9 protein-coding genes are annotated in these 13,333 nt (G+C 71.0%); 3 read left to right on the top strand and 6 right to left on the bottom strand.

Annotated features, from left to right (window positions below):
• Positions 1-40 precede the first annotated feature (40 nt).
• Positions 41-1,228 (bottom strand): fumarylacetoacetate hydrolase family protein, encoded by a 1,188-nt coding sequence (locus tag ACZ44S_RS30940; RefSeq protein ID WP_466934746.1) that lies wholly within the window; start codon positions 1,226-1,228, stop codon positions 41-43.
• Between the two features lie 32 nt (positions 1,229-1,260).
• Positions 1,261-2,997 (bottom strand): IlvD/Edd family dehydratase, encoded by a 1,737-nt coding sequence (locus ACZ44S_RS30935; protein ID WP_466934744.1) that lies wholly within the window; start codon positions 2,995-2,997, stop codon positions 1,261-1,263.
• A gap of 150 nt (positions 2,998-3,147) precedes the next feature.
• On the opposite strand from ACZ44S_RS30935, the gene ACZ44S_RS30930 reads away from it, so the two are divergent.
• A complete protein-coding gene (locus ACZ44S_RS30930) occupies positions 3,148-3,846 on the top strand; it encodes a FadR/GntR family transcriptional regulator (protein WP_466935088.1) in 699 nt (232 codons plus the stop codon).
• Between the two features lie 29 nt (positions 3,847-3,875).
• On the opposite strand, the gene ACZ44S_RS30925 is transcribed toward ACZ44S_RS30930, so the two are convergent.
• The 4 genes from ACZ44S_RS30925 to ACZ44S_RS30910 all read right to left on the bottom strand — a co-directional run bounded on the left by ACZ44S_RS30925 (position 3,876) and on the right by ACZ44S_RS30910 (position 9,107).
• Complete coding sequence (locus ACZ44S_RS30925; protein ID WP_466934741.1) at positions 3,876-5,744, bottom strand: GMC family oxidoreductase N-terminal domain-containing protein; 1,869 nt, start codon at positions 5,742-5,744, stop codon at positions 3,876-3,878.
• Positions 5,741-7,192, bottom strand: coding sequence for a hypothetical protein (locus ACZ44S_RS30920; protein ID WP_466934739.1), 1,452 nt, complete (start codon positions 7,190-7,192; stop codon positions 5,741-5,743). The genes ACZ44S_RS30925 and ACZ44S_RS30920 overlap by 4 nt, the downstream gene beginning before the upstream one ends.
• 149 nt (positions 7,193-7,341) lie before the next feature.
• Positions 7,342-8,052 carry a FadR/GntR family transcriptional regulator gene (locus tag ACZ44S_RS30915; protein WP_466934736.1) on the bottom strand — a complete coding sequence of 237 codons (711 nt, stop codon included), beginning with the start codon at positions 8,050-8,052 and terminating at the stop codon, positions 7,342-7,344.
• 185 nt (positions 8,053-8,237) lie between these two features.
• Positions 8,238-9,107, bottom strand: coding sequence for an alpha/beta fold hydrolase (locus ACZ44S_RS30910; protein WP_466934734.1), 870 nt, complete (start codon positions 9,105-9,107; stop codon positions 8,238-8,240).
• 171 nt (positions 9,108-9,278) lie between these two features.
• Between ACZ44S_RS30910 and ACZ44S_RS30905 the strand changes: the two genes are divergently transcribed.
• Positions 9,279-10,058, top strand: coding sequence for a hypothetical protein (locus ACZ44S_RS30905; RefSeq protein WP_466934731.1), 780 nt, complete (start codon positions 9,279-9,281; stop codon positions 10,056-10,058).
• A 76-nt stretch (positions 10,059-10,134) separates the two neighbouring features.
• Entirely contained in the window at positions 10,135-12,879 is a 2,745-nt protein-coding gene (locus ACZ44S_RS30900; RefSeq protein WP_466934729.1) for an NACHT domain-containing protein, read from the top strand.
• The last annotated feature ends 454 nt before the right edge of the window (positions 12,880-13,333 follow it).

The raw sequence follows: 13,333 nt of genomic DNA, 5'->3' as shown, positions 1-13,333 counted from the left end.
GTCCGGGGCGCCGCCCACTCCGGACCGCCGGGAGGAGGTCTCACAACAGGCCGCGCCGGGCGAGGCTGCGCATCAGCGCCCCCACGCCGAACGTCCACGGCGCGGCCTCCTCACTGGGCACGACCGTGTTGACCAGGGCGCCGAGGGGCGGGCTGGAGATCCGTACGATGTCGCCGTACTCGTGGGTGAAGCCCGCTCCGGGCGCCTGCCGGTCCTCGGTCGGCGCGAACAGCGTGCCGGTGAACAGCACGAACCCGTCCGGGTATTGATGGTGCGCGCCGTGCGTCGCGGCCACCAGGTCCAGCACGTCGCGGCTGATCTCACGCAGCGAACTGCTGCCCCGCAGCACATAGCCGTCCGCGCCGTCGACCCGCAGTGCGACGTCGAGCCCGCGTACGGCGTCGAGGCCGAAGTCCTCGTCGAGCAGGCGGACGAACGGGCCGATCGCGCAGGAGGCGTTGTTGTCCTTCGCGCGGGACAGCAGCAGGGCGCTGCGCCCTTCGATGTCACGGAGGTTGACGTCGTTGCCGAGCGTCGCGCCGCGTACCCGGCCGCGCGAGTCCACGACGAGGACGGCCTCCGGCTCCGGGTTGTTCCACACGGAGGCACCGAGCACCCCGATGTCGGCGCCGGTGCCGACCGCGGACAGTACGGGGGCCTTGGTGAACACCTCCGGGTCGGGCCCGATCCCGACCTCCAGGTACTGCGACCACAGTCCTTCGGCGACCAACAGCTCCTTGGCCCTGACCGCTTCCGGAGATCCGGGACGGATGCCGTCGAGCCTGCCGCCCACCACCTGCCCGACGCGGGCCCGCACCTTTGCGGCCTGCGCCGGATCGCCGCCCGTGCGCTCCTCGATGACGCGTTCCAGCAGACTCCGGGCGAAGGTGACGCCCGCCGCTTTGATCACCTGGAGGTCGACGGGGGCGAGCAGATGCGGCAGGTCACGGCGGCCGGGCGGCGCCTGCAGCAGGTCGTCCAGACGCCAGGCGCGTCCGCCGTCGGCCTCCCGGACGACGGCCGCCGCGTCGTCGCGTTCCATGAGGTCGGAGACGGTGGGTGAGAGAGCGGTCAGGTCGACGACGTCCTCTCCGCGGACCGCGGCCACACACGGCCCGTCGCTTTCGGGGTCGTGGACGCGCGCGACGAGGGCTGCCCGGCCGGCGTCCTCGGGCAGGACGGAGCCGGCGCTGAGGACCGGACGGGGGCGCTCTGCTGCCGATTGCACGATCGATGCTCTCCTGGATGCGAGGGGCGGGCTCAGTGGGAGTCGCGGGGCACCTCGTGTCCGCGGCTGCCGCGCAGGAACCCGAAGTCGGCGCCCCGGTCGGCCTGTTCGACATGCTGGGTGTAGAGCCAGGTGTAGCCTCCGGTGTATGCCTCGGCGGGCGGCGTCCACTCCTGTCGGCGCCGCGCGAGTTCGTCGTCGTCCACGTCCAGGCGCAGGGTGCGGTTCGGGACGTCGAGGACGACGGGGTCGTCGTCGCGCACCAGGGCGAGCGGTCCGCCGACGGCGGCCTCGGGCGCCACGTGCAGGACCACCGTTCCGTAACCGGTGCCGCTCATCCGGCCGTCGCACACGCGCACCATGTCGGTGACGCCGGCCTTCAACAGCTTGGCGGGCAGCGGGACGTTGGAGACCTCGGGCATACCGGGGTAGCCCTTGGGCCCGGCGTTGCGGATGACGATGACGGTGTTCTCGTCGACGTCGAGGTCCGGATCGTCGGCGACCTCGTGGTACGCCTCCGGGGAGTCGAAGACGCGCGCGGGGCCGCGGTGGGTGAGCAGATGCGCCGACGCGGCGGACTGCTTGATCACGGCGCCGTCGGGGCACAGGTTGCCGCGCAGGACGGCGATTCCGGTGCCGGCCGGCTGGAAGGGGGCGTCGAGGGGGGTGATGACGTCGGAGTCGACGCGTTCGGCGTGCTCGGTGTTCTCGGCGACGGTGCGCCCGGTGACCGTGACCGGCCCCCCGTGCAGCAGCTTGCCGGCGAGCAGTTCGGCCATGACGGCGGGCAGCCCGCCCGCGTAACAGAAGTCCTCCATCAGGTACTTGCCGCTGGGCATCAGGTTGACCAGCGTCGGCACAGCACGGACCAGCTCGTCGAAGTCCCGCAGGTCCAGCTCGACGCCCACGCGTCCGGCGAGGGCCGTGAGGTGGATGATGGCGTTGGTGGAGCCCCCGATGGCCGCGTTGACCCGGATGGCGTTCTCGAACGCCTCCCGTGTCAGGATCCGCGAGGGCCGCAGCTCCTCCTCCACCATCGTGACGATCCGCTGCCCGGCCGCCTGAGCGGTCTCCATCCGCCGGGAGTCGACCGCGGGCCACGACGCCGACCCCGGCAGCTGCATGCCGAGCGCCTCGGCCATGCAGGCCATCGTCGAGGCGGTCCCCATCGTCATGCAGTGCCCGTTGGAGCGGGCCATGCAGCCCTCCGCGAAGAAGCACTCCTCCTCGGTCATCCGGCCGGTCTTCAGGTCCTCCTCGAACTTCCACACATGGGTGCCGGAACCCACGTCCTGACCGCGGTACTTGCCGTTCAGCATGGGTCCGCCGGTGACCATGACGGCGGGCAGATCGACGCTGGCGGCGCCCATGAGCATGGCAGGGGTCGTCTTGTCGCAGCCGGACAGCAGCACGACACCGTCGAGGGGGTTGGCCCGGATCAGCTCCTCGACCTCCATGGCCATGAGATTGCGGTACAGCATGGCGGTGGGGCGCATCAGGGTCTCGCCGGTGGCCATGGTCGGGAACTGCAGCGGGAAGCCGCCCGCCTGCCACACCCCCCGCTTGACGGCTTCGGCGACGCGGGTCAGATGGGCGTTGCACGGCGCGAGTTCGGAGGCACTGGTCGCGATGCCGATGACGGGACGACCGTCGAACACCTCGTGCCCGAACCCCTGATTGCGCATCCATGAGCGGTACAGCATCCCGCTGCGCCCCTGGGCGCCGAACCATGCCTGGCTGCGGCGGTTCGTCCTCCTACCGTCGGTCATGTGAACACTCCCGTGGCTCCGGCGTCGACCGCTGTGCGATGGGGCATTGGCGGGCGCGGGCCCGCAGGCCCTACCCTGGGACTCAATCATTAAATGATTCGATGAATCACGTCCAGGGGGTGAGCGGAGATCGTGGTGCACTTCTTGACCATGCACCAGCGCGTGGTCGACGAGCTCGGGCGGCGCATCGTGGACGGCGCGTGGGAGGCGGGCGACCCGCTGCCGGTCGAGGACGCCCTCGCGGCCGAGATCGGCGTCAGCCGTGGGGTGCTGCGTGAGGCGGTCAAGTCCCTGGTGGCCAAGGGGATGCTGCACGTACGACCGCGCACCGGTACGCGCGTGCTGCCCCCCGAGCACTGGAACCACCTGGACCGCGACGTACTCCGCTGGAAACAGGCGGGGGACGCCGCGGCCCTGCTGCGCGACACGGGGGAACTGCGGCGGATCGTGGAGCCCGAGGCCGCCCGGCTCGCCGCCGAGCGGGCCGGCCCCGACGCCGTACGCGCGCTGTACGACGCCCTGGCCGCCATGGAAGCCGCGGCGGCGGCACCGGGCCGCGGCGGCTATGTCGAGGCCGACATCGCCTTCCACCGGGCCCTGCTCGACGCCGGCGGCAACCGTCTCCTCGGCTCACTGGGCCGCGCGGTCGAGATCGCGCTGGAGCACAGCTTCGTCATCAGCACCCAGACCCCGGGCGCCGTGGAGGACTCGCTGCCGGGTCACCGCGCGGTCGTAGAGGCTGTCGAGTCCCGTGATCCGGCGGCCGCCGCGGCCGCCGTACTGGCCATCATCGAGGCTGCCGAACAGGAGATCGCCCAGTCACCGGGAATGCCCGGCGACAACGGATGACCGTCACGGCTCCGGCGCCCCATGGCCCGTCAGCCTCCTTCGCGAAGGAGGGCCTGCTCGGTCACGGCGTGCGCCAGGGCCATGATGGTGACCTGCGGGTTCACCCCGGGGGACGACGGAAGCAGACACGCGTCGGCGACCACGACTCCCTCCGTTCCGCGCAGTCTCCCGTCGGCGCGTACGGGGAAGCGTTGGCCGTCCGCTCCCAGGGCGGCGGTACCTGTGGGGTGGAACGCCGAAAGGTGGAGGCGGCGAGGACCGATGCGCCGGACGACATCGTCGAGGGCGTCCGGCGACGTGACCGAGGGATGCGCCGGTACACCGGTGAGGACTTCGCGGGCGCCTGCGGCGAAAAGGATGCGGCCCATGTGACCGATGGACTGGACGAGGCGGCGCCCGTCGTCGGCGTGCAGGGCGTAGGAGGCGACGGGACGGCGGGTTCCGCGCACCCGTCCGGAGGGACGGTCGGAGACCATCGCACCGAGGAGGCCGAGGTTTCCGGCGTCGTTCAGCTCGCGCTTCAGTTCCCTGCCGAGGTGCGGCAGGACGAAGGACGTCATGCCGGGTGGCGCCGCGGTCGCCTCGATGAGTATCCCGTCGTGATGCCATTCGTCGACGCCGACGCTCTGCAGGACGTTGGGGCCGGCGCCCGGACCGGTGACGGGCTCCGCGAAGCGTCCGGCGACGCTGACGGCCGGGTGGATCGCCAGATTGCGACCAAGACGGGGGTGACCCGCCAGCCCTGAGCGCCTGAGCAGAGCGGGGGTGTGCAGCGCGCCCGCCGCTGCGACGACGAGACCGGTGCTGATGGTGAAGGTCGTGCCGTCCGGACGCACGGCCTCGACCGCCGTGACGCGGCGGGCGCCCGACCGGTGCGCGGAGACGACGCGGGTGGCGCGAGCACGAGTGACGATGCGGGCTCCGGCGGCGCACGCCGCGGGCAGCACGGACAGGTGGACCGCCTGTTTGGCGCCGCTCGGGCAGCCGGCGACGCATTCGCAACACCCCCCGCAGCCAGTGGCGTTGCGGCGCAGCGCAGCGGCGGACCAGCCCAGGCGCTCGGAGCCGAGGAGGGTCAGTTGGCCGTTGCGGCCGAGGACGGACGGATCGGGGACGCCCACGCCGAGGAGATTCTCCACATGGTCCATGTGACGGGCGAAGGCGGCGGGATCCGCCAGCTCGACGCCATGGGCGCGATGCCATCGCTCCAGCACGTGAAGGGGTGTGCGGAAGCACGTGCCCGAATTGACCAGCGTGGTGCCGCCGACGGCCCGGCCGAGCGGCAGCAGCACGGGCGGCAGCCCCCAGGCGAGGGTGGCGCCGCCGTCACGGTAGGCGTCGGCGAAGCGGTCCAGGGGTGCACGCGAGGCGAGTTCCCGGGTCGAGAAGTGCCGCCCCTCTTCCAGCACCACGACCGAACGTCCGGCTGAGGCGAGGGTCAGCGCTGCCACGGCGCCCCCTGCGCCGGAACCGATCACCACGGCGTCGACGCGGTCTGCGTCGGGCCAGCCGGACGACGGGCAGATGTCCAGTGGAGGATCCTTCCGGACAAGGGGCCGGACGGGCCGGGAGCCGTGTCGGCTCGACCCCGCGGCCAGCAGCAACGGAATCTTCACGTTGTCCATCAGGGCCTCGAAGCCGGGCAGTCGGGTCAGCCGCTGGAGCAGCCGGGCCCTGGTGTCCGCCGGGAGACGATGAGCACGCCGCCCCGTGCTGAGGACGGACGCTCCGTCGAGTGCCACGTCCGCCGTCAGCAGGCCGGCGCGGACGTACGGCGGCAGCGACGCCAGGAGACCGATCAGGCGTTCCGGCACCTGACCCTCCCACTCCGCGTGGTGTGCGTCCGTGCCGATGTCCAGCAGCACCGCTGACAGCGCTCGGCCACGATGCGCCGTCATCGCAGACCCACCTCCGCATGGGCGGTTCCCCGCACGTCCCAGACCTGCTCCGGCGCCCAGCGCAAGCCGCGTCGCTGCTCGACAGTGACGTGGGCGTCGGCCCGCTCGCTGTTGTGGCAGACGGCCCGGCTGCCGTCCGGGTCCACGTAGTCGACGGAGGTTCGGCGCGCCTCGGGCAGATGCACCCGCACGGTGATACGGCGCCCGCCTGACTGACCCCGCACGGTCCAGGTCGGCAGCTGGGGCCTTCCCCGGAACCGTCCGACCCCCATCACGCCCAGTGAGCTGCGCCAGTCGCCCCGCGGCCAGTCCCGTCCCGCTCTGCGCAGCCGCAGGAACACCAGCGGCGGAAGATGCCGCAGCAGGGGCAGGCCGGAGACGGCCGTCACCACTTCCAGGACGGTGTCGTCGTCCAGATCGGCATGCAGCCAGGCCCAGGAGTGGGCGTTGCCGCGGCCCGCGATGCGGGCGTTCGCACCCAGTGCGTCGGCCAAAGGGAGCACCTTCCCGTCGAGCCGCACCGACCCGGAGTAACGCGCCTGCGTCTGCGGGACGGCGTGTACGGCGGGCAGCACCCGGCGCTTCCAGGCCAGCCGGGGGAACGTGTGCAGGGGCGCGGAGCTCGCGGCCACCTTGAGATCCCAGGCCAACTGTTCCGTCTTTCCACGCAGTTCATGAACCGTGGCGATCGCGGCGGGGGAGTGGAAGCCTGGGCGATCCGCACGGCTGCTGTCGGCGCCGACGGACGAGGACGTGCCTCCCGGCAGGGAGTGCGGGCCGAAGCGGTCGATGACCGGGGGCGTGTCGGGCTGGTACACGGCGGCCCAGCCGTGGGTGTAGGGCGCGCCGCTCACCGGGCGTACCAGCTCGTGATGGAGCCAGAAGCCGATGCCGGTGTCCGGGTCGGTGAAAGTGCTGTACCAGACGTTCAGACGGTCCTTGCGCTGAGCCGTGAGGGTTTCGGCGGACTCGGCGGGCGCCGGGAAGCGCCAACTCGCCGCGAACGAGGGCAAGGTGCGCAGGCGAAGTCGCAAGAGGCCCTCGCCGCGTGTGGAGGAGAAGCTCCCCGGCTCGCCCTCCTCCTCTGCCGGTCGCAGGCGGACCGGGAGCGCCGTCATGGACCGCAGCGGACTGCGCCAGGTGGGCGACTTGTGGCCCTCGAGAACGTACTCATGGCCGTCCAGGGCCGTGAACCGCACGTGATAGCCGATCCGGCCCTGTGACAGCGGGGCTATGAGCATCTGGCCCGAGGCGTGGAGATCATCGGCCCAGCCGCTGATGCGAACACGGCCCGTCAGAGCGGCAGTTGTGGAGCCCCGAGGGCGGATCGCGCCGGGAGAGACGACCCGGAGGTCGAGTGTGACGGGCCGCCTTCCACCCTCAGCCGCGTGGAGCCGCAGTGTTCCCGTCATGGTCTCGGCGAAGCGTGCTCCCCGACGTGCCGTCATGCCGGTGCCCTTCCTCTCCAGAAAGTCCCGGTGCATCAGTGACCCGGTGACTCAGTGGCTCATCCACTGACGGCAGAGAACCAGCCCATTCCCGATAGGTCAAGTCCTCCGTCCCGTCCGCGACTTAGCCGCCCCTCCGGGAACGGGCCTCACTTCCGCCGTTCGTGCCTCATGAGGTCCGCGGTCATCTCCTCGGCAGTCAGCCGAAGGTAGTTCTCCGCCGCGCGCCCGGCTTCCTGTACCCGCCCTTCGACCACCGGCTCCACGACCTGCCGTATACGGTCCGCTGCGACCGCGGGATCGGCGAACGGCGAGCTCATGACGTGACGGACGGGCAGGTACGCGTTCAGCAGGGTGTTGGTGAGGAGTACGTAGACGCGGTTACCTGTGGCGCGGGCCAGTTCCCGGTGGACCTCGGCCTCGGCGAGCTGTGCGCCGGCCGGATCCGATGCCTTGGCCACCGCGTCGACGGCCGCACGAAGCCGCACCCTCTGTGAGGCGCTGCACTGGGTGGCGGCCTTGCGCGCGATGATCGCCCCGATGGCCAGGCGCGCCTCGAACACGTCCGCCAGCCACCGCCCGTCCCGCCCCACCAGCAGGGGGAGGAGATCAGCGCCCCCGGACCGAAGAAAGTCCAGCACACGTGTGCCCACGCCGTGCCGGGTGCGGAGCAGGCCCGCCTGCTCCAGCCGGGACAGGGCGTGCTTGAGAGTGGTACGCGTGACGCCATAGGCCGCGGCGAGCTCACGCTCCGACGGGAGCAGCGATCCGGCCTCGTGCGTGCCGTCCAGGATGTCGGTACGCAGGCGCTCCACCAGTACGTCGACGACGGACTGGCGAACGATCGCTTCGGCTGACATGGCCGCACTCCTTCGGTTCGGTCCCCGCTCCCGCCGGTGCCATCGGGGACCGTATGGCGAAATCCTCGCAGGCAGTGGATCAGCGCGGACTTCCCACGTCAAGCGGCGACCGGCCGAGCCGGGCTCGACCGGTCTTCGGACGCCCCAGGCGGAAGGGCTGCTTGCCGACGGCCGCCGCGGCGACCTTACAAGCCGCCGTCCAGAACCTCGCGCAGCCGGTGCGCGAACTCGTCCGGCTTCCCGGGATAACCGAACTCCCCGTCCAGGAAACCGCCGTGATGGCTCGGGAACACGGTCACCCGCAGGCCGAGGAATTCGGCGGTCGCGACGGAGGTACGTCCGGTCAGCAGGCCTTCGGACTCCTCGCCCACGGCGATCACGATACGGGTCGGCGCACCGGCGATCGCGTCGACGTCCGGCCGATAGCTGCTCACCGCCCACGACCGGTCGGACAGCAGAGGATCGTCGCGTGAGCCGTCATCCTCCGCAGGCAGCCCGAACACGGCCGGATCGGCTTCGGGCTGCTCGAAGTAGGCGTCGGTGAACTCTCCCTTCCACGAGGTCATGGCCACGAACGCAGCCATCCCGGCCCCCCATCCCCGCTTCTCGTAGGCCTCCCGGACCCGGTCCCGCGCCCGCACGGCCGCCGGGCCGTCCGGCGTGAGGGTGATGAGCGGCGGCTCGTGCGCGACCAGAGTGGTCACGTCCGCGGGGTACTTCGCCACGACCGCGAGCGCGGTGATCGCTCCACCGCTGCTGGCGAACATCTCGACCGGCCCGGCCCCGAGCGCCTCGATGACGGCGTGCACGTCGTCGGCCTGGGTCTCGGGCGTGTGGTCGACCCGTCCGTCCTTACGGGTGCTGCGGCCGAGCCCGCGCGGGTCATAGGTGACGACGGTCCGCTCGGGGAAGCGCGCGGCGAGCGCGGCGAATCCCGAGGCATCCATGGGCTGCCCGATCATGAGCAACGGCGGGCGTCCGTCCGCGGTCGGCAGCGGCCCGCGAACGTCATGGACGAGGTCCGCGCCGTCCGTCTCGAGTGTGTGAGTCTTCATGACAGTGCAGACCGTCCCCGCACCGGAAACTCATCGGCGCGGCGAGCGTCCCTTCGCGATGCGCCTGCTGCAGCGTCCCCGACGCCCGGGACGAAACACTGGGCCAGGCTAAGCTGCACCTCTTCGACAGATGCGGGGGACGGCATGGGGTGGCGGGGGAGAGGGACGGTCGTGCTGGGCGCGGCTTCGGTACTCCTCGCGGGCTGCGGTACCACACCGGCCGGCACCGGCCAGGAGCCGGCAGCCGCGGCGCCGCCCGCGACGACGGCCCCCGCCTGGACGCTTGCTGCCCCGATCCGCATCGACGGCGTCCGCACCGCTGACGGCGGCCGATCACTGGAGGTCGACGCCGAAGTGCCCGACGGCCCCCGCGACTGCATACGCGGCCTGCGCGGCAAGCTCGAGACCGTCGAGCACGGCACGGTGTACGTGCAGGTCACCTACGAGTCCCCTGCCCACGACCGCGCCTCCGGCTGCACGGAGACGCAGCAGGTCACAGCGACAGTGCAGCTCCGCGAGCCCCTCGGCTCGCGCAACGTCATGGTGAACAGCATGAACGTGTTCACCCCGGTCGGTGCCACGCAGCCCCCCGCCCTGCGGCAGTGCGGTGAGAACGGCTGCGATCCCACGCCCCCGCGGTGCACCCCGTCCTCCTACCGGCAGGCGGTCAACGACACGGACATCCCCGAGCACACGAGCTGGGAGGAACGCGGCTGCGACGACACGTGGTTGGTGCTGGATCTGTCGACGCGGATGGGCCCGGCGTGCGGTGACCCCGGCGACGGATGCCCCTCCTCCGCTGTCGCGCAGCGCTGGTTCTACCGGGCCGGACCCTCGGGCTGGAACCCGGCCGCCACGAACGGCGATGCGGGCTGCGCAGGCATCCACAAGATCCTGCCGGAGCTGCCCGAGCGCCTGTGCGCGTCGCTGCCGCGGCTCGCCCGCCGCTGATCCCCCGATCAAGGCCCACCACCACGCCACGCCGACTACCCTGACCAAGGCGGTTCACAGGCTTGGGGGGCGTCGGATGGATCCCGCAGTCATCGGCACACGCCTGGCTTCGAGCGTGGTCGCTCCACTGGTGCGGAAGCTGCTCGTGAAGGAGGGACCGGGCGCCGGGCTGGTCGACAGGCCCGTGAGACTGTCGAGCCTCGTCTCCTTCCGGGGCGAGAAGCGGACCTTGACCGAGAAGGACGTGCGCGCACTCGCCGCCCGCCTGGTCCGCCAGGCGGTGGAGTCGCCGGGAGAGGCGCCCTTCCCCAGGGACGAGGAAACGGCGGTCACGGATGCGCTGACGGCCAGGCTGCTCGTGCTGGGCGAGCTCGAGATGGACGACGTACAGGCAGTACGCCTCGGACACCGGCAACTGGCCCGCACACTGAACCACCAGGCCGCCACCCGGGACCTGTCCGCGGACGCCTCGCTGTTCCTGGACTCCCTCACCGAGTGGGCCTGCCTTCACGTCATCAACTTCTTCACACAGCGCTCGACCTTCGTGGCCCGCACGCTCGTGGAGCAAAGCCGTAATCAGACCGAGCTCATCGCCAAACTGGACGTGCTGATCACCCGCACTCCGCGGCCGGACGGCCGTGACGCCGCCTTCGAGCGGCGCTTCCTGTCGTACATCACCAAAAAGCACGGCCGGTTGCAGATCTACGGCATCGACCTGCTCAACTCACCGGGCAAATGGCCGCTGGACGCGGCGTACATGCGTCTGGAGGCCACGTCGCCCGTGGACGCGTACGAGGACTTCCTGCGCCGGCACCCCCGGTTCCGGCAGGGACACCAGCCCGTCGACGAAGCGCTCGCCGGTCACGACCGTGTTCTTCTGCGCGGCGAGGCCGGATCCGGCAAGACCACGCTCATCCAGTGGCTGGCCGTCTCCGCCGCCCGCCCGGACCCGGACGACCGGTTGGCCTACCTCACCGGCCTGATCCCCTTCGTTCTCCCCCTGCGCACCCTGACCCGCCACGGTGGACACCTCCCCGCCCCCAAGGACTTCCTGGCCGCCGTGGGCTCACCCCTGGCCGGTGAGGAGCCACCCGGCTGGCCCTCCCGCGTCCTTACGGCCGGACGCGGACTCCTCCTCATCGACGGCATCGACGAAGTCCCCGAGAACGAGCGGGCACATGCGCAGGCCTGGCTCGGCGACCTGGCCGAGGCATACCCGGGCAACCGTTGGCTGGTCACGTCCCGTCCGTCCGCCGTGGCGGAGGAGTGGCTGGCGGCCGAGGGTTTCGGCGAGCTGAGGCTGTCGCCTATGCGCCCCGCGGATGTCCGCTCGTTCGTCGGACGCTGGCACGAGGCCGCGCGCACGGGCGTGTCCGAGGAGGACGAGGCCCTGGCCTCGTACGAGAGCCAGCTCCTGGACGCCATACGGACCAAACCCGACCTGGGGCGCCTCGCCACCAACCCGCTGATGTGCGGCCTGATCTGCGCCCTCCACCGGGACCGCCACGGCTTCCTGCCGATCGGCCGCAAGGAGCTGTACCAGGCAGCGCTCGGCATGCTCCTCACCCGCCGTGACCGCGAACGCGGGGTGACGGGTCCCGAACTGAGGGAGGAGCCACAGCTCCAGATCCTCCAGCGGCTCGCCTACTGGCTGATCAAGGACGGCCGAACGGAGATGACCCGGGACCGCGCCCTCGCCGAGATCGGCAAGGCACTGCCCGCCCTGCCCGAGATGCAGGCCCTGGGCGACCCCGAGACGGTCTTGTCCCACCTCCTCAACCGCAGCGGTTTGCTGCGCGCCCCGACCGCCGGGACCATCGACTTCTGCCACCGCACCTTCCAGGACTTCCTGGGAGCGCGTGCCCTCCTGGACGAGGGCACGTTCGGGATGGTCCGCAAGCATGCCGCCGACGACCAGTGGGAGGACGTCATCCGCATGGCGGTGGCGCAGGGGCGTCCGCGCGACCGGGCAGACATCCTGCGCGAGCTCCTGCACGACGGGTCGGCCCGGGCCGTGGTCCTCGCCGCATCCTGCCTCGAACAGGCCACGGAACTGGACCCGGCGGTACGGGCCGAACTCGAGCGCACCATGTCCGCGCTCCTTCCGCCACGCACTCCCGAAGCGGTCACCACGCTCACGTCGGTGGGACCCCTCGCCCTCGACTTCCTGCCGGGACCGGACGAACTGGCCGACGCCTGGCCCGCCTCGGCCGGCGACGACTACGCACAGCTGTGCGTCAGAACGGCGGCCCTGATCGGAACCGACGAGGCGATCCCGTACCTGGCCCGCTTCACCACCCATCCGTCCCCGAGGGTGCGCACCCAACTTGCCCTGTTCTGGCACCGGTTCGCCATTGACACCTATGGCAGGGAGGTCATCGCCCACCTCCTGTACGACGACCTCTACCTGATAGCGCACTCCCGGGCAGAACTCCGTGCCCTACGGGAACTGGGCGGCCGCCCGTGGATGAGGCTGGTCGGCGACTTCACCGCCGCAAGCCTTCGCGTCCACCTGGATCCGGGGCAACTCACCCGCCTCGACCTGCGCGGCACCGTCGACGACATGTCGGTGCTGGGTGAATTCCCCCTCCTGGAAGTCGTCTCGATTACCGAGTGCCCAGAGAACACCCCACTTGCGAGCCTCCAAAAGCTCCCCGAACTGCACCATGTGGCACTGTCGGCACAGCACGCCGCATACGCCGCCCGGTCCGGTCTGTGTTTCCCTCAGGTCCGCCGTCTCGACCTCCACGACACCTGCACGAGTCCGGACCACGCCGGCCTGCGCACCGTTCTCCCTCATGCGTCGATCAGGCACCCGTGAGCACCCTGTGCTCGGTCCGCGAGAACTCCGCGGGGGACCGGCGGTCCAGTCGGCTCACGGCCCAGCCCAACAGGAAGCCGAACGGAACTGAAACGATTGCGACGCTTCTCAACGGAACCATCCGAAGTCGAGGTCAGGAAAGAGCGCGGTCGGAATACCCGAGACGGCCGCTAACGAACGTCGCGATGGGATGGAGGGATCCGTCCTTCATGGCTGCTGCCGCCGGCTTCTCCAACTGCTCCGCGCTCGCAGGCGTGCGCTGTGGAGGCCACGGCTCGGGGCCACCGTGCCATGCGGCATCCGCAGGCTCCCAACTCGGCAACCCGTTCGCGACGGACCATGGGTATGCGGGCCGACGGCCTAGTGTCCTGAGTCAGGAATTCGGTTCAGATATCCGGCGAGGCGTTCGAGGATGTCGTCCGCGGTCTTCGTCCAGACGAAGGGTTTCGGGTCT

It is taken from the genome of Streptomyces malachitofuscus (assembly GCF_055571035.1).
This window is presented reverse-complemented; position numbering and strand designations above follow the sequence as displayed.

Coding starts and splice junctions, on each gene's coding strand:
- ACZ44S_RS30935 (WP_466934744.1), bottom strand. CDS start 2,997: ATGACCGACGGTAGGAGGACGAACCGCCGCAGCCAGGCATGGTTCGGC.
- ACZ44S_RS30930 (WP_466935088.1), top strand. CDS start 3,148: ATGCACCAGCGCGTGGTCGACGAGCTCGGGCGGCGCATCGTGGACGGC.
- ACZ44S_RS30925 (WP_466934741.1), bottom strand. CDS start 5,744: ATGACGGCGCATCGTGGCCGAGCGCTGTCAGCGGTGCTGCTGGACATC.
- ACZ44S_RS30920 (WP_466934739.1), bottom strand. CDS start 7,192: ATGACGGCACGTCGGGGAGCACGCTTCGCCGAGACCATGACGGGAACA.
- ACZ44S_RS30915 (WP_466934736.1), bottom strand. CDS start 8,052: ATGTCAGCCGAAGCGATCGTTCGCCAGTCCGTCGTCGACGTACTGGTG.
- ACZ44S_RS30910 (WP_466934734.1), bottom strand. CDS start 9,107: ATGAAGACTCACACACTCGAGACGGACGGCGCGGACCTCGTCCATGAC.
- ACZ44S_RS30900 (WP_466934729.1), top strand. CDS start 10,135: ATGGATCCCGCAGTCATCGGCACACGCCTGGCTTCGAGCGTGGTCGCT.